Annotated in this window: 19 protein-coding genes; 16 read left to right on the top strand and 3 right to left on the bottom strand. The window is 67.6% G+C overall.

Annotated elements, in window-relative coordinates:
- The first annotated feature begins 29 nt into the window (after positions 1 to 29).
- From QRM96_RS19230 to dapF, 6 genes are all read left to right on the top strand, one after another.
- Positions 30 to 254: a DUF3046 domain-containing protein gene (locus QRM96_RS19230; RefSeq protein WP_018763630.1), complete on the top strand. Its 225-nt coding sequence runs from the start codon at positions 30 to 32 to the stop codon at positions 252 to 254.
- A gap of 251 nt (positions 255 to 505) precedes the next feature.
- A complete protein-coding gene (gene recA, locus QRM96_RS19235) occupies positions 506 to 1,561 on the top strand; it encodes a recombinase RecA (protein WP_026265110.1) in 1,056 nt (351 codons plus the stop codon).
- Positions 1,562 to 1,672: 111 nt separating this feature from the next.
- The gene (locus QRM96_RS19240) at positions 1,673 to 2,221 is read left to right on the top strand and encodes a regulatory protein RecX (RefSeq protein WP_018763628.1); all 549 of its coding nucleotides are present in this window, start codon (positions 1,673 to 1,675) and stop codon (positions 2,219 to 2,221) included.
- A gap of 3 nt (positions 2,222 to 2,224) precedes the next feature.
- Entirely contained in the window at positions 2,225 to 3,781 is a 1,557-nt protein-coding gene (gene miaB, locus QRM96_RS19245) for a tRNA (N6-isopentenyl adenosine(37)-C2)-methylthiotransferase MiaB (RefSeq protein WP_026265108.1), read from the top strand.
- 3 nt (positions 3,782 to 3,784) lie between these two features.
- Positions 3,785 to 4,681, top strand: coding sequence for a tRNA (adenosine(37)-N6)-dimethylallyltransferase MiaA (miaA, locus tag QRM96_RS19250; RefSeq protein WP_285320606.1), 897 nt, complete (start codon positions 3,785 to 3,787; stop codon positions 4,679 to 4,681).
- Between the two features lie 44 nt (positions 4,682 to 4,725).
- On the top strand, positions 4,726 to 5,670 hold the full coding sequence (gene dapF / locus QRM96_RS19255; RefSeq protein WP_026265106.1) for a diaminopimelate epimerase: 945 nt from the start codon (positions 4,726 to 4,728) through the stop codon (positions 5,668 to 5,670).
- Here dapF and QRM96_RS19260 read toward each other — a convergent pair.
- The gene (locus tag QRM96_RS19260; protein WP_018763624.1) at positions 5,642 to 6,265 is read right to left on the bottom strand and encodes a class I SAM-dependent methyltransferase; all 624 of its coding nucleotides are present in this window, start codon (positions 6,263 to 6,265) and stop codon (positions 5,642 to 5,644) included. The genes dapF and QRM96_RS19260 overlap by 29 nt on opposite strands.
- 437 nt (positions 6,266 to 6,702) lie before the next feature.
- Here QRM96_RS19260 and hflX point away from each other — a divergent pair, with 437 nt between their 5' ends.
- Both hflX and QRM96_RS19270 read left to right on the top strand, forming a co-directional pair.
- A complete protein-coding gene (gene hflX, locus QRM96_RS19265) occupies positions 6,703 to 8,283 on the top strand; it encodes a GTPase HflX (RefSeq protein WP_109044894.1) in 1,581 nt (526 codons plus the stop codon).
- Entirely contained in the window at positions 8,276 to 10,336 is a 2,061-nt protein-coding gene (locus tag QRM96_RS19270; protein ID WP_285320607.1) for an ATP-dependent DNA helicase, read from the top strand. Before hflX ends, QRM96_RS19270 begins: the two co-directional genes overlap by 8 nt.
- Before the next feature lie 32 nt (positions 10,337 to 10,368).
- On the opposite strand, the gene lexA is transcribed toward QRM96_RS19270, so the two are convergent.
- Positions 10,369 to 11,097 carry a transcriptional repressor LexA gene (gene lexA / locus QRM96_RS19275; RefSeq protein WP_109044892.1) on the bottom strand — a complete coding sequence of 243 codons (729 nt, stop codon included), beginning with the start codon at positions 11,095 to 11,097 and terminating at the stop codon, positions 10,369 to 10,371.
- Positions 11,098 to 11,450: 353 nt separating this feature from the next.
- Here lexA and QRM96_RS19280 point away from each other — a divergent pair, with 353 nt between their 5' ends.
- From QRM96_RS19280 to QRM96_RS19315, 8 genes are all read left to right on the top strand, one after another.
- Positions 11,451 to 11,867 carry a LysM peptidoglycan-binding domain-containing protein gene (locus QRM96_RS19280; protein ID WP_285320608.1) on the top strand — a complete coding sequence of 139 codons (417 nt, stop codon included), beginning with the start codon at positions 11,451 to 11,453 and terminating at the stop codon, positions 11,865 to 11,867.
- Between the two features lie 165 nt (positions 11,868 to 12,032).
- On the top strand, positions 12,033 to 13,151 hold the full coding sequence (locus QRM96_RS19285; protein ID WP_018763619.1) for a histidinol-phosphate transaminase: 1,119 nt from the start codon (positions 12,033 to 12,035) through the stop codon (positions 13,149 to 13,151).
- 61 nt (positions 13,152 to 13,212) lie between these two features.
- Entirely contained in the window at positions 13,213 to 13,839 is a 627-nt protein-coding gene (gene hisB, locus QRM96_RS19290) for an imidazoleglycerol-phosphate dehydratase HisB (RefSeq protein WP_018763618.1), read from the top strand.
- Positions 13,836 to 14,603: an imidazole glycerol phosphate synthase subunit HisH gene (gene hisH, locus QRM96_RS19295; RefSeq protein ID WP_285320609.1), complete on the top strand. Its 768-nt coding sequence runs from the start codon at positions 13,836 to 13,838 to the stop codon at positions 14,601 to 14,603. The genes hisB and hisH overlap by 4 nt, the downstream gene beginning before the upstream one ends.
- Entirely contained in the window at positions 14,604 to 14,762 is a 159-nt protein-coding gene (locus tag QRM96_RS19300; protein ID WP_018763616.1) for a CG2302 family histidine operon protein, read from the top strand.
- 76 nt (positions 14,763 to 14,838) lie between these two features.
- Positions 14,839 to 15,585, top strand: coding sequence for a bifunctional 1-(5-phosphoribosyl)-5-((5-phosphoribosylamino)methylideneamino)imidazole-4-carboxamide isomerase/phosphoribosylanthranilate isomerase PriA (gene priA / locus QRM96_RS19305; protein ID WP_018763615.1), 747 nt, complete (start codon positions 14,839 to 14,841; stop codon positions 15,583 to 15,585).
- A 20-nt stretch (positions 15,586 to 15,605) separates the two neighbouring features.
- Positions 15,606 to 16,490 carry an SseB family protein gene (locus QRM96_RS19310; protein ID WP_285320610.1) on the top strand — a complete coding sequence of 295 codons (885 nt, stop codon included), beginning with the start codon at positions 15,606 to 15,608 and terminating at the stop codon, positions 16,488 to 16,490.
- 57 nt (positions 16,491 to 16,547) lie between these two features.
- Positions 16,548 to 17,840, top strand: a complete 1,293-nt coding sequence (locus tag QRM96_RS19315) for an MFS transporter (RefSeq protein WP_109044889.1) — start codon at positions 16,548 to 16,550, stop codon at positions 17,838 to 17,840.
- 128 nt (positions 17,841 to 17,968) lie between these two features.
- Here QRM96_RS19315 and QRM96_RS19320 read toward each other — a convergent pair whose 3' ends face one another.
- The gene (locus tag QRM96_RS19320; protein WP_018763612.1) at positions 17,969 to 18,355 is read right to left on the bottom strand and encodes a DUF1844 domain-containing protein; all 387 of its coding nucleotides are present in this window, start codon (positions 18,353 to 18,355) and stop codon (positions 17,969 to 17,971) included.
- Positions 18,356 to 18,385 lie beyond the last annotated feature (30 nt).

The following is an 18,385-nucleotide window of genomic DNA, read 5'->3' on the forward strand; positions in this document are numbered from 1 at the left end:
AGGGTCCCCAATCATGAGAGGATTTACCGATGCGAATCAGCGACTACTGGCGGCTCATGGATGACGAGTTCGGCGCGGGCTACTCCCGAGTGCTGAGCAGTACCCTGGTCCTGGCCGGGGTGGGCGGGCGAACCGCGGACCAGGCACTGGCCGCCGGCGTGGAACCGCGCAAGGTCTGGCTTGCCGTCTGCGACCTTCAGGACGTGCCGGCGGACCGCCGGCTCGGCCGGGACATAGCCCCCCGCCGCGACTGATTCCCGCGGGGCACCCTCCATCCGCCGGCCGGCCGGGCCCTCCTGCCGACCGGTCCGGGAACCCTTGCCGGACACGCCGCGCGACCATCCTCTTCGAATACCTGTTCGGATAACGCTATGCTTTTTCTATTGGGTTTATCCACATAGCCGATGTCCTGAGGCCGGAATGTCAGTGGGTCCCCTTAGCGTCAGAGATGACCAACAAGACGGCCGCACAGGCCACCATCGAGAAAGCATTAGAGGTGTCAACCATGGCGGCAGCCCCGGATCGTGCAAAAGCGCTGGAAGCAGCACTTGCCCAGATTGACAAGCAGTTCGGCAAGGGATCGGTGATGCGCCTGGGCGACGAAGTCCGTGCCCCCATCGAAGTCATCCCTACCGGGTCCATTGCCCTGGACGTCGCCCTGGGCATTGGTGGGCTGCCCCGTGGCCGTGTGGTGGAGATCTATGGGCCGGAATCGTCAGGTAAGACCACCGTGGCACTGCACGCCGTTGCCAACGCCCAGCGGCTGGGTGGCATCGCTGCCTTCATCGACGCCGAGCACGCCCTGGACCCGGACTATGCCGCGAAGCTCGGCGTGGATACCGACGCCTTGCTGGTCTCGCAGCCGGACACCGGTGAACAGGCCTTGGAAATCATGGACATGCTGGTGGGCTCCGGCTCCTTGGACATCGTCGTCATCGACTCCGTCGCCGCCCTGGTTCCGCGTGCTGAAATCGAAGGCGACATGGGCGACAGCCACGTTGGCCTCCAGGCACGGCTCATGAGCCAGGCACTGCGTAAAATTACCGGCCGCTTGAGCCAGACCAAGACCACCGCCATTTTCATCAACCAGCTCCGCGAAAAGATCGGCGTGTTCTTCGGTTCCCCCGAAACCACCACCGGTGGCAAGGCGCTGAAGTTCTACGCGTCGGTCCGCATCGACGTCCGGCGCATCCAGACCCTGAAGGAAGGCGCTGATTCGGTCGGCAACCGGACCAAGGCCAAGATCGTGAAGAACAAGATGGCCCCGCCCTTCAAGGTGGCCGAGTTCGACATCATCTACGGCCAGGGCATCTCCCGCGAAGGCGGCATTATCGACATGGGCGTCGAGCACGGCATCATCAAGAAGTCCGGCTCCTGGTTCACGTACGATGGCGACCAGTTGGGCCAGGGCATGGAGAACTCGCGCCGGTTCCTCCGCGACAACCCCGAGCTTGCCGCCGAACTGGAGCGCCTCATCAAGGAGAAACTCGGTGTGGGCGTGAAGCCGGCGGAGGACGAGTCCAAGGACACGCCCAAGCTGAAAGCCGTCGACGGGTTCTAGCCCTTGACGTGGTCTCCCGAGGCGCATCCTCCCGACGCCAGGTCACCCAAATCCGGTTCCCGGCGGCGCCGCTCCGCCAACCCCGCCCGTGGGGCAACGGAGCGGTCTGCTGTGCCCGAAGATCCCTTGGCAGAGGACGCCGAACCGGATCCTGCCGGGGTGGCCAAGGCCATCGTGTACCGGCAACTGACGGCCTCGCCGAAGAGCAGGTTGCAGCTTGCCCGGAAACTGGCCGAACGGAACATTCCGGAACGCGTGGCAGAGGAAGTCCTGGATAAATTCCAGGAAGTCCGCCTGATCGATGACGCCGAATTTGCTGACATGTGGGTCAGGAGCCGATCCCAGTCCCGCAAGCTCGCCAGGGGAGCTCTCCGGCGCGAGCTGTCGGAGAAGGGCATCGACCCCGAAACCGCTGCCGCGGCCCTGGAACAAGTGACCGACGCCGACGAGGAAACTGCCGCCAGGACCCTGGTTGAGCGCAAGCTGCGGCCCGGAACAAACCTGTCAGACCCGGCCGAACGGGATAAAGCAGTGCGCCGTCTGGCGTCCATGCTGGCGCGAAAGGGCTACCAGCCCGGGCAGGCGTTCAGGATCGTCAATGAGGTACTCGGTTCAGTCCAGGATCCCGACGGTGACCCGCTCCAAAGCCGGTACCCTTAACGGGTGAGTTTGACCATTCCTTCCCCCCATTCCGGCACCACCCCTTCCGTTGAACCCGGGACGGGTCCGCAGCCCGGAGCCCGGCCGCGTACCTACCAGGTGCGGACGTTCGGGTGCCAGATGAACGTCCACGACTCGGAGCGGATGGCGGGACTCCTTGAAGACGCCGGGTACGTTCCCGCGGAAGGCGAGCAAGCCGACGTCGTGGTGTTCAACACCTGCGCGGTGCGCGAAAACGCTGACAACAAGCTCTACGGAAACCTCGGGATCCTGGCGCCCGTCAAGGCGGCGAACCCCGGGATGCAGATCGCCGTGGGCGGATGCCTGGCCCAGAAGGACCGGGAAACCATCCTCAAGAAGGCGCCCTGGGTCGACGCCGTTTTCGGCACCCACAATGTTGGTGCGCTCCCGGCCCTGCTCGACCGGGCCCGGCACAACGACGAAGCACAGCTGGAAATCCTGGAGTCCCTGGACGTGTTCCCGTCCACGCTGCCCACCAAGCGCGACTCCGTGTACTCCGGCTGGGTGTCCATCTCCGTTGGCTGCAACAACACCTGCACGTTCTGCATCGTGCCGGCCCTCCGGGGTAAGGAAAAGGACCGCCGCCCGGGTGAGATCCTCGCCGAAATCCAGGCCCTCGTGGACGACGGCGCCATCGAAGTCACGCTGCTTGGCCAGAACGTCAACTCCTACGGAGTGGAGTTCGGCGACCGCCAGGCCTTCTCCAAGCTCCTCCGTGCCTGCGGCGAAATCGACGGGCTGGAACGGGTCCGTTTCACCAGCCCGCACCCGGCGGCGTTTACCGACGACGTCATTGAGGCCATGGCGGAAACACCCAATGTCATGCCCCAGCTGCACATGCCGCTGCAGTCCGGCTCGGACAGCATCCTGAAGGCCATGAAGCGGTCCTACCGGTCCACCAAGTTCCTCGGCATCCTGGACAAGGTCCGGGACAGGATCCCGGACGCCGCCATCTCCACCGACATCATCGTCGGCTTCCCCGGCGAGACGGAAGAGGACTTCCAGGCCACGCTCGACGTCGTCGAGAAGTCGCGCTTTGCCACCGCCTTCACCTTCCAGTACTCCAAGCGGCCGGGGACCCCTGCCGCCGACCTGCCGGACCAACTGCCCAAGGCCGTGGTCCAGGAAAGGTTCGAACGGCTCACCGCACTGCAGGACAGGATCGCCGCGGAGGAGAACCGGAAGCAGCTCGGCCGGCGGCTGGAGGTCATGGTCACCGCCCAGTCGGGGCGCAAGTCTGAGGAGACGCACCGGCTCTCCGGCCGGTCCAGGGACCAGAGGCTGGTACATTTCTCGGTTCCTGAAGGCGCGCCGGCCCCGAGGCCGGGCGACCTCGTAACAGTCACCATCACCGAAGCCGCTGCCTTCCACCTGGTGGCCGACCCCACGCCCGAGGACTACAGCCTGCGCAGGTCGCGCGCCGGGGACGCGTGGGACCGGTCGCAGGCCGATTCCTGCGGCGCGCCGGTGCCGGGGAGCGGGGCTGGACAAAAGGGTGTCTCGCTGGGCATGCCTTCGCTGCCGCTGCGCACCCGCTGACCGGTGGTCGCCCCGCCCGTCATCGCCGTCGTCGGTCCCACTGGCTCCGGCAAATCGGATCTTGCCGTCAACCTTGCCCTGGAACTCGACGGCGAGGTCATCAACGCCGACGCCATGCAGTTCTACCGGGGAATGGACATCGGCACCGCGAAGATCTCCGTGGCCGAGCGCAAGGGCGTGCCGCACCACCTCCTGGACGTCATGGACGTCACGCAGGAAGCGAGCGTCTCCACATTCCAGGAGCAGGCCCGCAACGTGATAGCGGCTGTCCATGCCCGCGGCAAGAGGGCCATCCTCGCCGGCGGCTCGGGGCTCTACGTACGGGCCGCCCTGGACGTACTGGAGTTCCCCGGTACGGACGCCTCATTGCGCGCGCGGCTTGAGGCCGAATACGCGGAACGCGGGACGGCAGAACTCCTGGCAAGGCTCCGCGCGGTGGATCCCGTGTCGGCCGAGCGGCTCTCTGATGCCCGGCGGATCATCCGCGCCCTGGAAGTCCACGAACTCACCGGACGGCCCTTCAGCTCCTTCATGCCCCGCCGGGAGTACCACCAGCCGGCTGTCCAGGTGGGCCTGGCCGTGGACCGTGATGTCCTGCGGGAGCGCCTGGCAGCCAGGGTCCACCGGATGGTGGACGCCGGCCTGCTGGCAGAAGTGGGGACGCTTGACGCCCAAGGCCTGCGGACCGGGAAGACAGCCTCCCGGGCCCTCGGCTATTCACAGTTCCTGCGGGTCCTCGACGGCGCCTCAACCGTGGCGGACGCTGCGGAGGAAACCATTGTGGCCACCCGCCAATTTGCCCGCCGCCAGCTCACATGGTTCCGTGCCGACCCCCGCATCACCTGGCTGGACTGGCAGGATCCGGAACTTGCCGGCAAGGCTGCACTGCTCTGCAGGTAGCCGCGGTTTCAGCGGCAGCGGCATCCGCCGCTACGCTTGGGACCATGAATGCTACCCCCGTCGAAACGTCCGGATCCGCCCTTCGTGCCATGGGCGGCCTCCGCTTTTCCAAGGGGCACGGCACGGGCAACGACTTCGTCCTGGTGGCCGATCCTGAGGGCACCCGCAGCTTCGATGCGCACCAGGCAGCGGCCCTGTGCGACCGGCACCAGGGAATCGGCGCCGACGGGCTGATCAGGGCCGTGCCCTCCCGCTTCCTGACGGAGGGCAGGGAACTGCTGCTGGACACCCCCGGCGCGGAATGGTTCATGGATTACCGGAACGCGGACGGTTCGCTGTCCGAAATGTGCGGAAACGGGGTCCGGGTGTTCGTCCACTTCCTGCGCACCGAGGGGCTGATCGACCTGCCCGACGGCGGTTCACTTGCCATCGGGACGCGCGGCGGGGTAAAGACCGTGGTCCGTACCGGGAACGACTACGCGGTGGACATGGGCCCCTGGGAGTTCATCTTTCCCGGCGAAGCCAGTGCCAAGGCCATGGATTCCCTCGTCGCTGCCGACGGGCTGGAGGTTCCCCGGCCGGCCTTGTCCGTGAGCATGGGCAACCCGCACACCGTGGTGGCCCTCGCCGAGCTGTCCGAGCTGGCCGGCACCCGGCTTTTCACCGCGCCGAAAGTCGATCCCGTCCCGGCAAACGGAACCAACGTGGAGTTCGTCGTTCCGGCTGAGCCCCTTGTGCACGACGGCGTCGGATCGGTGACCATGCGCGTGCATGAGCGCGGTGTGGGGGAGACGCAATCCTGCGGCACGGGCGCCTGCGCGGCCGCCGTCGCCATCCGGCACTGGGCAGGTGCCGAGGCTCCCGACGTCTGGCGCGTCCATGTTCCCGGAGGGGTTGTAGGCGTCAAGTTCTTCGCCGGACCCGGCGGCCACGAGCATGTTGAGCTCAGCGGTCCGGCGGTCATTGTGGCGAGCGGGACGCTTTCCTGACCTTCAGGATCCGGAAGGACTTGGCGGTCGATTCGCGCGTCACGGTGAAGGAGCTGTCCAGTTCGGCGGCCAGCCAGCGCTGCAGCGAGTCCGAGCCCAGGTTCTTCTGGACCACCAGCCACGCCGTCCCACCCTCAGCCAGGCGGGGGAGCCACAGCTTCAGCAGGGCATGCAGTTCTTCCTTGCCGATCCTGATGGGCGGATTGGACCAAATGGTGTCGAAACGCACTTCGGGGTCTACGGCCTCAGGCGTGCTGGCAACGACATTGGACAGGCCCAGCGCCTCGGCATTCTCGTTGGTCAGGGTGATGCACCGTTCGTTGACGTCCACCGCGTAGACCCTTGACTGGGGCGCCAGCAGAGCCATGGTGAGGGCCACCGGCCCCCAGCCGCAACCAATGTCCAACAGGTTGCCGTGGGGGTTCGGCGCAGGGACCTCCGCCAGAAGTACTGCAGTGCCCTTGTCGATGCCGTCCGGGCTGAAAATGCCCGAGGAGGTCTGGAGCCTGCGCGTTCCGCCGGCCAGTTCCACGGTGAGGGGCTTGCGGGTAAAGGGCCCGGCGGGGGACGTGCTGAAATAGTGAGCGGACTCCATAACTGGCCAGAGTAGTTCCCCCTGCAGCGTAATGGGAAACTGTGCCTGCGCCCCTCTGTTAGGCTAGTGGGCATGTTCTTGATCTTCGAGTAGCCGGTACGGGCCCCGCCCGTTCCTGCCGCTGCCCAGCAGAGGCAGCCCGTCCCACAGCGACGCAGGTTCCCATGCCTTCCGCTTGTGCACCGGACCGGACCATTCCGTCCAGGCCCGGCCGCCGGACAGTACTCGAACGTCAGCCTTCTGCTGCGCTTCCTGCAATTCTCCGGCCTCGCCCGCCCAGCCGCCCCTGCAACGCGGCATCCCGGCCCCGGCACCGCCGCCGGCGGCCCCACCATCAGGAGGACTGCATGACCGCAGGCCGTCAGCCCAGCGCGAATTCTTCCCACCTTCCAACTAATCGGCACTATTCTGGAAATGCCGAATCTTCAAAGGAGACCATGACCAGCCAGCCAAACACCGGGTCCGATCCAGCCGCCCAGGACATGAGTCCCGAGGAAATCCAGGCTGTCATCGACCGGATCCTCGCCAAGGACGTACCGGCCCGGAAAGTCAGCACGCCCAGCGGCGACGGCAGCGGCACCGGAAAAGCTGTGCTCGGCAAGGCCCAGGCCATATCCCGCCTCGACGAAGAACATTCAACGTACGACGGCGACCAGCAGGACCTCGAGGAACGCAGGGCCCTGCGCCGCAGGGCAGGGTTGTCCACCGAACTCGAAGACGTCACCGAGGTCGAATACCGCCAGCTCCGCCTGGAACGCGTGGTCCTGGCAGGGCTCTGGTCCGACGGAACACTGGCCGACGCCGAAAATTCGCTGCGCGAGCTTGCCGCCCTCGCCGAGACGGCCGGCTCCGAGGTCCTCGACGGGCTGGTACAGCGGAGGGCCAAGCCGGATCCCGGAACGTTCCTGGGCTCGGGCAAGGCGCTCGAACTGAAGGACATCGTCATGTCCACCGGTGCGGACACCGTGGTGGTGGACGCCGAGCTCGCACCCTCGCAGCGTCGTGGCCTCGAAGACATCGTCAAGGTCAAGGTGATCGACCGTACGGCCCTGATCCTGGACATCTTCGCCCAGCACGCCAAGAGCCGCGAGGGCAAGGCCCAAGTGGAGCTGGCACAGCTGGAATACCTGCTTCCCCGACTCCGCGGCTGGGGCGAATCGATGTCCCGCCAGGCAGGCGGCCAAGTGGGTGGCGCCGCCGCCGGCATGGGCTCGCGCGGCCCCGGTGAAACCAAGATCGAACTGGACCGGCGCCGGATCCGTACGCGCATGGCCAAGCTTCGGCGCGAGATCGCCGCGATGAAGCCGGCGCGGGAAACCAAGCGGGCCAACCGCCGTCGTAACGAGGTACCGTCGGTGGCCATTGCCGGGTACACCAACGCGGGGAAATCCTCCCTGCTCAACAGGCTCACCGACGCCGGCGTCCTGGTGGAGAACGCCTTGTTCGCCACCCTGGATCCCACCGTCCGCAAGGCCGAAACCGCTGACGGCCTGGGTTACACCCTGGCCGACACCGTGGGCTTCGTCCGCTCGCTGCCCACCCAGCTGGTGGAGGCCTTCCGCTCCACACTCGAAGAGGTGGCCGATTCGGACCTGATCCTGCACGTAGTGGACGCCTCGCACCCCGATCCCGAGGGCCAGATCGCCGCGGTCCGGAAGGTCTTCAGCGAAGTTGACGCCCGCAAGGTGCCTGAGATCATCGTGCTGAACAAGGCCGATGCCGCCGATCCCTTCGTGATCGAGCGGCTGAAGCAGCGCGAACCACGCCATGTGGTGGTCTCGGCCCGGACGGGTGAGGGTATTGCCGAGCTGCTGAAGGCCATCAGCGACGCCATCCCGAGGCCCAGCGTGAAGCTTGAACTGCTCATTCCGTACGACCGGGGCGACCTGCTCAGCAAGCTGCACGAATCCGACGCCGAAATCATCCACCTCGACCACGTTGAGGAAGGTACCAGGGCCGTGGTGATGGTCCGCGAGGGCCTGGCATCCGAGCTGGAACCCTTCGCCCTCAATGACTGACCTCGCGGCCGGGGAAGCTGCGCAGGCGGCCGGCGAGCAGTTCGTCCTTGAACTGCTCGACCGCGCCGTCGCCGGCATGGGCGGACAAAGCCGCACCGGACAACACGAAATGGCCCGCCAGGTGGCCCGGGCCATCAGTTCGGGCAACCATCTCCTGGTCCAGGCCGGCACCGGGACCGGCAAGTCCCTGGCCTACCTGGTACCGCTCATTGCCCACGCGTTGGAAAGCAATAAGCCCGCCCTGGTGTCCACGGCCACGCTGGCCCTGCAAACCCAGATCGTGGGCAGGGACCTGCCCCGGCTCCTGAAGAACATCACCCCGGCCCTGGATCGGCCCGTCAAAGTGGCCCTGGTCAAGGGGCGGTCCAACTACGTCTGCCGCCACAAGGTGGAGGGCGGGTTCCCTTCCGAAGAGCCTTCGGAGGGCCAGCTGTTCTCCCTGGGCGAGGACACCAGCGTGCCGCACTTCGCCGCCTCTGTGGGCGGTCCCGCCTCCCAGCTGGGCAAGGAAGTGGTGCGGCTGCGGGAGTGGGCCGAGAAGACCGCCACCGGCGACCGTGACGAGCTCCTTCCCGGCGTGACCGACCGTGCATGGCGGCAGGTGTCCGTGACCTCCATGGAATGCCTGGGGGCGCAAAAATGTCCCATGGCCGCTGAGTGCTTCAGTGAACTGGCGCGGCAGGACGCGGCCGAGGCAGACGTCGTGGTGACCAACCACGCCATGCTCGCCGTCAGCGCCTTCGAGGGGCTCGCCGTGCTGCCCGAATATGACGTCGTGGTAGTGGACGAGGCGCATGAACTGCAGGACCGCGTCACCGGGGCCGTCTCCGGGCAGTTGTCCGTCGCCATGGTGCACGCCGCCGCATCAGGTGCCCGCAAACACACGGCCATCACCGTTGACGCCCTGAACGCTGCGGCCGCCAACCTTGAGCTGGCCCTCGCCGGGGCCCCGAACGGCCTGCTGCCCAACGGCCTGAACGACGAACAGCTGAACTGCGTGGACCAGCTGCGTGAGGCCTGCCGCGCGGCGCTGTCCGATTCCAAGGGGGACAGCAACACCACGGCCGACGGCGGGCGGCAGCTCGCCCGGTCCCGCCTCATGCTGATCCTTGAATTATGCGAACGGCTGCTGGCTGCCCGGGAGAACCGCGAAGTGGTCTGGTTCTCGCGCGCGAGCACCTTCGACCCCGGCCAGGGCTACTCCCAGCCTGACGAGAATGCGCCGGTGCTGGTCAACATCGCGCCGCTGTCCGTTGCCGGGCGGCTGAGGGAAGGACTCTTCGCCGGCCACACTGTTGTGCTGACCTCTGCCACCCTGGCCATCGGGTCCGCGTTCGAACCGGCAGCGGGCGGGCTGGGACTGATAGGCGACGGAGCTCCCAGCTGGACGGGGGTGGATGTCGGCTCACCCTTCGACTACCCCAAACAGGGCATCCTCTACGTGGCGGGACACCTGCCCAAACCGGGCCGGGGTGTTTCGCCGGAAGCCCTGGAGGAGCTCGAGGCGCTCATCAAAGCATCCGGTGGCGGGGCTCTTTGCCTCTTTTCCTCGCGTCGGGCTGCGGAGGAGGCCGCCGATGCCCTGCGGCCCAAGCTCGATATGACCGTGCTCTGCCAGGGCGAGTCAACCATGACCGCCCTGGTCAAGCAGTTCGCGGACGAACCGGATACCTGCCTCTTCGGGACTATGTCCCTGTGGCAGGGGGTGGACGTTCCGGGCGGGTCGTGCCGGCTCGTGGTGATCGACCGGATTCCCTTCCCCCGGCCGGACGATCCCCTCATGACAGCTCGGTCGCGGGCCGTGGCCCAGGCCGGTGGCAACGGTTTCATGTCGGTGTCGGCTACCCACGCGGCCATCCGGCTGGCGCAGGGCGCCGGGCGGCTGATCCGGTCAACCGGCGACAAAGGAGTGGTGGCGGTGCTGGATTCGCGGCTGGCAACCGAACGTTATGCGGGCTTCCTGCGGGCCGCGCTGCCGCCTTTCTGGTCCACTACGGACCGCAGCAAGGCGCTGGCCGCACTCACCAGGCTCGGCGCGGAGGCCTCTGAATAGAGGCCTGCCGCGGCCGGAGGTGACAGGCGGTGTCAGAGGGACCGCAGCACCGAAACCACTTTGCCCATGATGGTCGCGTGGTCGCCCAGGATGGGTTCGTACTGCGTGTTCTGCGGGAGCAGCCAGGTGTGGCCGTCCCGCTGGCGGAAGGTCTTGACGGTTGCTTCGTCATCGAGCAGGGCAGCGACGATATCACCGTTGACGGCGTCCGCCTGGCGGCGCACCACGACCCAGTCTCCGTCGCAGATGGCGGCGTCCACCATGGAGTCCCCGGCCACTTTGAGCATGAACAGTTCACCCTGGCCCACAAGTTGGCGGGGGAGCGGCATGACATCCTCGACGAGCTGCTCGGCGAGGATGGGACCGCCGGCGGCAATCCGGCCCACGAGCGGAACCATGGCGGTGTCCAGCGCGGTAGGCAGCTCCGTTACGGTGGCGCCGGGTGTCTGCGGCGCTGAGGCGGCAATCGGCTTCCCGCCGCCGCCGTCAAGCGTGAGGGGCATGAGCACCTCCATGGCCCGCGGCCGCTTCGGGTCGCGCCGGAGGTAGCCCAGCTTCTCCAGCTGGGACAGCTGATGGGTCACGCTGGACAAGCTCGCAAGGCCCACCGTGTCGCCGATCTCGCGCATCGAGGGCGGGTAGCCGTTGTCATTGACGGACCGCTGGATGGTCTCGAGGATCTTCTTCTGCCGCGGGGTAAGCCCCTTCGGAGTCCTCTTTGGTTGCGGGGCCGTCCTGCCCCCGGCGGCTGCTGCTGCCATGTTCGCCAATGCCTTTCGCTTGCCGCCGGATCTTCCGCCCCACGCCGTAGGCCGGCGTTGCGTGAAGGGTCACCGCTGTCATTGTCAGACCCTGCTGTTCAACTTCAGTGGTGGTTGTTCTTGGTTTCCAAGCTAGGCCAGCCACATTGCTTTTTCAAACATTTGTTCTAGCGAGTCTCGACATTGTTCGTTGATAGGTGCTAAAACTTAGTAAGCAAAGTTCGAATATGTGTTCTAACCATTGCATGGCCTGTTCGAAGACCTGGCCGGAAGAGATTGGTATTCCGGCACGGCAGGCAGGACGGCAGCGGCGGACACCCGGGCAGCACGGCAGGTCCAGGAGGGCTCAGTTCATGTCAGCTTTAACTCTTTCCCACATATCCCGTCCGGAGTTCCTGGCCGGGGAGCGCCACTCGTCCGGCAGCGGGCGGATCAGTGCCGGAACTGCGCCATCACCGGCGCCGCTTCGGTTGACCCGGCGGGGGCGGATCGTCCTGGTGGGAGTGCCGCTGATTCTCCTCGCGGTCCTGCTGCTCTCCTTGGCGGGACTTTTCCACTCCCCGGCCAAGGCCTCCGATTCCGCCGCGGACCTCGCCGTGACGCCCACGGTGACAGTCACGGTCCAGCCCGGCCAGTCCCTGTGGTCCATCGCCGGCGCCGTGGCCCCGAACCGGGATGCACGGGACGTCGTGGCCGACATCGTCCAGCTCAACAACCTGTCCGCCGGCGCGGTCCTGCCCGGGCAGCAGCTCTTCGTCCCCAGCCACTGACCCCTTCTTGAGCGGCTACCGCGGAGCGGCAGCCTGGCGCCGCGGCCTGGTGACTGCGGGTGCGCGTCCCCCGGAGGCTGCCGCCAGCTCTTCGTCCGGGCGTTTCCGAGGCAGGCCAAAAGTGTCATATTTTCCGGTAGTTGCCACGGCAACTAAACTGTTCAGGTGAACGACCAGCTAGAACGCCTGAACCGGCTACCCCTCCGCAGCAACCTTCGCGGGCTGACTCCCTACGGGGCGCCCCAACTGGACGTCCCCATTCTCCTGAACGTCAACGAGAACACCCATGGCGTCCCGGCGGACGTGCGTGCCGCCATCAGCGCCGCCGTGACGGAGGCCGCCGCCGGCCTGAACCGCTACCCGGACCGGGAGTTCACCGAGCTCCGCAAGGCCCTGGCCGAGTACCTTGGCCACGGCCTCGACGAAACGAACCTGTGGGCCGCCAACGGCTCCAACGAGGTCCTGCAGCAAATCCTCCAGGCGTTCGGCGGCCCGGGCCGCACCGCCCTGGGCTTCCCGCCCACGTACTCCATGTACCCGCTGCTGGCGAGCGGCACCGACACCGAATACATCACCGGTGTCCGGGCCGAGGGCTACGACCTCAGCGCAGAATCCGCTGCCCGGCAGGTCAGGGAGCTGCAGCCGAACATCGTGTTCCTCTGCTCGCCGAACAATCCCACCGGCACCGGCCTGGGACTGGACGTCGTCGAGGCTGTCTACGAGGCCGGTGCTCCAAGCCAGACCATCGTCATCGTGGACGAGGCGTACCACGAATTCGCCCACGACGGCACGCCCAGCGCCCTGACCCTGTTGCCCGGCAGGGAGCGGCTGATTGTCTCCCGCACCATGAGCAAGGCCTTCGCACTCGCCGGCGCACGCCTCGGCTACATGGCCGCGGCCCCGGAGGTCACCGATGCCCTGCGCCTGGTGCGCCTTCCGTACCACCTGTCCGCGATCACCCAGGCAACCGCCCTGGCAGCCCTGCAGCACCGCGAAGCGCTCATGGCCGATGTGCAGGACATCAAGCAGCAGCGCGACCGCATTGTGGCTGAGCTGACCAGGATGGGCCTCAAGCCTGCCGCGTCCGACTCCAACTACGTGTTCTTCGGCGGCCTGGAGAACCCGCACCAGGTCTGGCAGGAACTGCTGGACGCGGGCGTGCTGATCCGCGACGTGGGAATTCCCGGGCACCTGCGGGTCACGGCCGGTACCGAGCCGGAAACCACGGCCTTCCTCACGTCCCTGGAGCGCATCCTTGCGGGCCACGCCGCGCTTCCCGCCTAGACTTGATACAGCGGCGCTGGGCGCCCTGAACCACTCCTTCTCCCACTAAGGATCCTTCACCATGAGTTCAACCGGTTCGAATACTGCTGCGGCCCGGACCGCCCGCATGGAGCGCGCCACCAGCGAGTCCTCCGTCCTCGTGGAGATCAACCTCGACGGAACGGGTGTGTCCAACATCGACACCTCGGTGCCGTTCTACGACCACATGCTGACCGCCCTGTGCAAGCACTCGCTGATCGACATGACCGTCAAAGCCACCGGCGACACCCACATCGACGTCCACCACACCGTGGAGGATGTCGCCATCACGTTCGGCGAGGTCCTGCGGACCGCGTTGGGAAACAAAGCCGGGATCCGCAGGTTCGGCGAGGCCACCGTGCCGCTGGACGAAGCCCTCGCCAACGCGGTGGTGGACGTCTCCGGCCGCCCCTACCTGGTCCACGGCGGCGAGCCCGCTGGCCAGGAGTACCACTTGATAGGCGGCCACTTCACCGGCTCCCTGACCCGCCACGTCTTTGAGGCCATCACGCTGCACGCCGGCATCTGCCTGCACATGAACGTCCTGGCCGGCCGGGACCCGCACCACATCGTGGAGGCGCAGTTCAAGGCCTTCGCCCGCGCGCTCCGCGCCGCCGTCGAACCCGATCCCCGGGTTGAAGGCATCCCCTCCACCAAGGGTGCGCTGTGAGCGGGCAGGTCCTCAAGGACGGTGCGATCATCGATCCCACCGCCTCACAGAAGCTCCCGTCGCCCGAGGGCAAGCCGACCGTGACGGTGCTCGACTACGGGTCCGGGAACGTCCGCTCGGCCGTGCGCGCCCTGGAGCGCGCCGGTGCGGAAGTGATCCTCAGCGCCAAACCGGACGATGTGCTCAACGCCGACGGCCTGGTGGTGCCCGGCGTCGGCGCATTCGAGACCGTGATGCGCGAACTCAAGGCCGTGGACGGCATCCGCCTCATCGGCAGGCGCGTCGCAGGCGGACGCCCCGTGCTGGGCATCTGCGTGGGTTTGCAGGTCCTCTTCGAGGCCGGTGTGGAACATGGCACGGAAGCCGAGGGCATCGGTGAATGGCCTGGCAAGGTGGAGGCATTGCGCGCCGAAGTTGTCCCGCACATGGGCTGGAACACCGTCAAGGTGCCCGAGGGATCCAAGCTGTTCGCCGGCGTCGAAAACGAACGGTTCTACTTCGTGCATTCCTACGGCGTGCAGGAGTGGAACTTTGAGGTGATCCAGCCGCGGATGGCGCCACCGCTGGTCACCTGGTCCGAGCACGGCGGCCCCTTCATTGCCGCCGTGGAGAACGGGCCGCTCTGCGCGACGCAGTTCCACCCCGAAAAGTCCGGCGACGCCGGCGCCCGGCTCCTGCGCAACTGGGTGGAAGGCCTCCGCAAGCCCACCACCGGCGACGCCGGCCATGGCACCTCCCCGGCCGAAGCCGGCAGTGGCGCGTAGATGTGGTCCGTACTCCTGATGGGCCTCGCCGGCATCCTGATTGGCGGCGGCATCTCGTTCCGTCAGCAGCACAAGCCGCTCTGGACGCAGGTGTCCTTCTACGTCCTGGCCGCCATGTCGCTGCTGGCCGCCTATTTGCTCACGCTGCCCGCCAGCTGACCCCGCCGGCCGCCGGCGACCATGCCGGCGTCGACGCCCCAGCCCCTGTCCCGAAGAACCAACACTGAGGATGAGTATGACCACCGCACATGACCTGCCGGTCCTTGAACTGCTGCCTGCCGTCGATGTCGTCAACGGGCAGGCCGTCCGGCTGGTCCAGGGGGAAGCCGGCAGCGAAACCAGCTACGGCACGCCCTTGGACGCGGCACTGAACTGGCAGCAGCAGGGGGCCGAGTGGGTGCACCTGGTGGACCTGGATGCGGCGTTCGGGCGCGGTTCCAACGCGGACCTGCTCCGCGACGTGGTGGGCCGCCTGGACATCAAGGTGGAGCTTTCCGGCGGCCTGCGCGACGACGAGACCCTCGAAGCGGCCCTGGACCTGGGCGTGGCCCGGGTCAACCTGGGCACCGCTGCGCTGGAGAATCCGGAGTGGACCGCGCGGGCCATCGAACGCTTCGGCGACAAGATCGCCGTCGGCCTTGACGTCCGGGGCACCACCCTGGCCGGCCGGGGCTGGACCAAGGAAGGCGGGGACCTCTGGGACGTGCTGGGCCGCCTCGAGGAGGCCGGGTGCTCCCGCTATGTGGTGACCGACGTGACCAAGGACGGCACCCTGCAGGGACCCAACGTTGAACTCCTGCGCCAGATGGTGGAGAAGACCGGCAAACCCGTGGTCGCCTCCGGCGGCATCTCCAGCCTCGATGACCTCAAGGTCCTCCGCTCGCTGGTGCCGCTGGGCGTGGAAGGCGCCATCGTGGGCAAGGCCCTGTACGCCGGGGCCTTCACGCTGCCCGAAGCCCTCGACGTCGCCGGCCGGCGCTAGGCGCCGGGAAGGTCCAGCCAATGCCCAGCGCCCAGGAACCGGGACATCCCCCAGCCCGCCATCTGCCAGGACATATCGCCGCAGCCCTCGCCGGGGCCGGCGGGCCGGCGGACTCCGCGGGCCGGCCATGGGCCGGGCGCAGCCTCGCCGGTGAAGACGGCAAGATCCACAACTTCGAGGACGACGACGGCACGGCCGACGCCGGCTACCTCACCGCTGTTGCGGCGCTCCGGCAGGGGAGCGGCAGCGAGGCCGGGGTGGTGGCGGCGCTGGCAACGGCACGGGTCTTCATCCCCATCGTGGCGCAGCTTGCTGAGGAAGCGGAAACGGACCACGGGCTGCACGCCGACAAGCAGGCGGACATGGCCCTGGTCACGCTGAAGGCCGCCGACGGCCGGATCGCGCTCCCGGCATTCACCTCTGCAGCCGCGCTCTCCGCCTGGCACCCCGAGGCCCGGCCGGTTGCCGTGTACGCGGCCCGCGCCGCGCTCTCTGCCGTCGCTGAGGGTGCCGAACTCCTGGTCCTGGACCCGGGGGCCGGCTTCACCTTCGTGGTCCGCCGCCCGGCCGTCTGGGCCCTGGCCAAGCAGCACCACTGGGTCCCTTCCTACGAGGACGGTGAGCTTGCCGCCGAACTTGGCCGCGCCTCCTCCGGGTTTCCCGCGGTGCGCGGTATCGAACTCCTCCCTGGCAGGGGAGTGTCCGCCACTGCTGCCGACGGCACCGTGGTTCCCGGCGGCGGCGCCGGACCCGAACTCCAGGTGGTGCTCTACCTTGAGGACGGGTTGGACGCCGCCGGGGTCCAGGAACTGGTGGCCGGCCTGCAGGCCGAGTGGTCCCGGAATGTATTGTTTGGGGAGCGCGTCGATTCCCTGGAGATCAAGCTCAGGCGCGCTCCCGACTAGCTGCCGGCCGGATGGGTGAACCCCGCCCGCGCCGGGGCGGACCCTAAGGATCGCTTCGTGAATTTCGCTCTCTACCGGGAGTTGCTCGCCGTCCGGCCCATCCGGCGGCTGCTGCTGGTGGGCATGGTTGCCCGGATCCCGCACTCGGCTGCCGGAGTCCTGCTCACCCTGCATATCGTCCTGACCCTGGGCCAGGGCTACGCGGCGGCCGGCGCCGCCGCGGCGGTGATGACCATTGGCATTGCCCTTGGCGCCCCGTGGCGTGGCCGGCGCGTTGACACCGTGGGCCTGCGGACGGCGCTTATTCCGTCGGTGATCTCGGAGACCATCATCTGGTCCGTGGTGCCCCATGTGTCCTACCAGTGGCTCCTGCCGCTCGTCTTCGTCGGCGGCCTGCTCACACTGCCCATCTTCAGCGTCGTCCGGCAGTCCTTGGGCGTCCTGGCCCAAGGCGACCAGCGCCGCACGGCCTTTGCCCTGGACGCCATCACCACCGAAATGGTGTTCATGATCGGCCCGGCCGCGGGCGCCGTCGTGGCCACCAGCGGGTTCACCACCGCAGGCTTGACCGTCGTGGGCATAGCGACGTCACTGGCCGGACTGTTCCTCATGTGGTTCAACCCGCCCACCCGCAGTGCGGACCCGGGAATGGGACGCGAAGCTGACGAGCAGCACGCGGCGGAGGCCGCCGTCGTCTCCACCGCCCCGGCCCATGTCCAGGAAGCCGCCGCGGAACTGGCGCCCGCGGGTGCCGCTGCACCGCAAGAGGGCTCGAGGGGAAGGCCGGCGGGCGGCTTCTCCTGGTTCACCGCCACAGTGGCGGCCCTCTTCGCGGTCGCCGCCGGCGCCGGCATGGTCCTGAGCGGCACCGACGTTGGCATTGTTGCCGCCTTGGAGATCGGTGGACACCAGAGCGAAATCGGCATCGTCTTCGTCTTCTGGTGTGCCGCCTCAGTGGTGGGCGGCATCATCTACGGCGCCATGCACAGGCCCGTCCCGCCCGTCATCCTGCTGCTGGGCATGGCGGCCCTGACGCTGCCCATGGCACTCGCCCACGACACCTGGACGCTCGCTTTCGTCTCCGTCCTGCCCGGCTTGCTGTGCGCCCCGGTGCTCTCGGCGGCCTCCGAGAAGGTGGCGGACCTGGTCCCGGAGGAGCGGCGCGGGGAGGCGATGGGCTGGTACGGCTCGGCCCTCACCGCCGGGGTTGCGCTCGGTTCACCGCTCGCCGGCATCTTCATCGACCTGATGGGCCCCTCCGGCGGCTTCGTCTCGGTCGGGGGTGCGGGTGTGCTGCTGTGCCTGGTGGGGCTGGCCCTGCAGCTGCGCCGGCGCAGGGCCGCCGCCTGAACCCGCTTCCAACGGTTGCTCCCCGCCCGCGTGGACGAGCCGCGGGCCATGTTCCCGGGGAAACGACGACGGCGGGACGACCTCGGATGGTCGTCCCGCCGTCGGGCGCTGCGTGGGGGAGTCCGGCGTTAGTTCACGGCCCCGGTGTACTTTTCGCCCGGGCCCTTGCCCGGAGCATCGGGAATCAGGGACTCCTCACGGAAGGCGAGCTGGAGGGAGCGGAGGCCATCGCGCAACGGTCCGGCGTGCTGGGAGCCGATTTCCGGGGCGGCCGCGGTAACCAGGCCGGCAAGGGCGGTGATCAGTTTCCGGGCTTCGTCCAGGTCCTTGAGTTCGGCTGCGTTGTCTTCAGCGGCGAGGCCCAGCTTCACGGCGGCGGCGCTCATGAGGTGCACGGCGGCCGTGGTGATGACCTCGATGGCGGGGACCTCCGAGATGTCGCGGATCTGCTGTGAAACGTCCGCGCCTGCGTCAGCGGGCTCGAAAACGTACGAATTACTGTCTGAGGTGCTCATACTGGTAAGCTTGACACAGACCGACTGGAT

Origin of the sequence: Pseudarthrobacter sp. lyk4-40-TYG-27 (genome assembly GCF_030209295.1) — a bacterium.
In the GTDB taxonomy this organism is placed as follows: Bacteria; Actinomycetota; Actinomycetes; order Actinomycetales; family Micrococcaceae; genus Arthrobacter.

Excerpts from the sequence above, each read along its gene's own strand:
- hisB (WP_018763618.1), top strand. The coding sequence starts at position 13,213 with ATGAGTTCAACCGGTTCGAATACTGCTGCGGCCCGGACCGCCCGCATG.
- priA (WP_018763615.1), top strand. The coding sequence starts at position 14,839 with ATGACCACCGCACATGACCTGCCGGTCCTTGAACTGCTGCCTGCCGTC.
- dapF (WP_026265106.1), top strand. The coding sequence starts at position 4,726 with ATGAATGCTACCCCCGTCGAAACGTCCGGATCCGCCCTTCGTGCCATG.
- QRM96_RS19320 (WP_018763612.1), bottom strand. The coding sequence starts at position 18,355 with ATGAGCACCTCAGACAGTAATTCGTACGTTTTCGAGCCCGCTGACGCA.
- hflX (WP_109044894.1), top strand. The coding sequence starts at position 6,703 with ATGACCAGCCAGCCAAACACCGGGTCCGATCCAGCCGCCCAGGACATG.
- QRM96_RS19310 (WP_285320610.1), top strand. The coding sequence starts at position 15,606 with ATGCCCAGCGCCCAGGAACCGGGACATCCCCCAGCCCGCCATCTGCCA.
- QRM96_RS19270 (WP_285320607.1), top strand. The coding sequence starts at position 8,276 with ATGACTGACCTCGCGGCCGGGGAAGCTGCGCAGGCGGCCGGCGAGCAG.
- lexA (WP_109044892.1), bottom strand. The coding sequence starts at position 11,097 with ATGGCAGCAGCAGCCGCCGGGGGCAGGACGGCCCCGCAACCAAAGAGG.
- recA (WP_026265110.1), top strand. The coding sequence starts at position 506 with ATGGCGGCAGCCCCGGATCGTGCAAAAGCGCTGGAAGCAGCACTTGCC.
- QRM96_RS19230 (WP_018763630.1), top strand. The coding sequence starts at position 30 with ATGCGAATCAGCGACTACTGGCGGCTCATGGATGACGAGTTCGGCGCG.
- QRM96_RS19300 (WP_018763616.1), top strand. The coding sequence starts at position 14,604 with ATGTGGTCCGTACTCCTGATGGGCCTCGCCGGCATCCTGATTGGCGGC.
- QRM96_RS19280 (WP_285320608.1), top strand. The coding sequence starts at position 11,451 with ATGTCAGCTTTAACTCTTTCCCACATATCCCGTCCGGAGTTCCTGGCC.
- QRM96_RS19260 (WP_018763624.1), bottom strand. The coding sequence starts at position 6,265 with ATGGAGTCCGCTCACTATTTCAGCACGTCCCCCGCCGGGCCCTTTACC.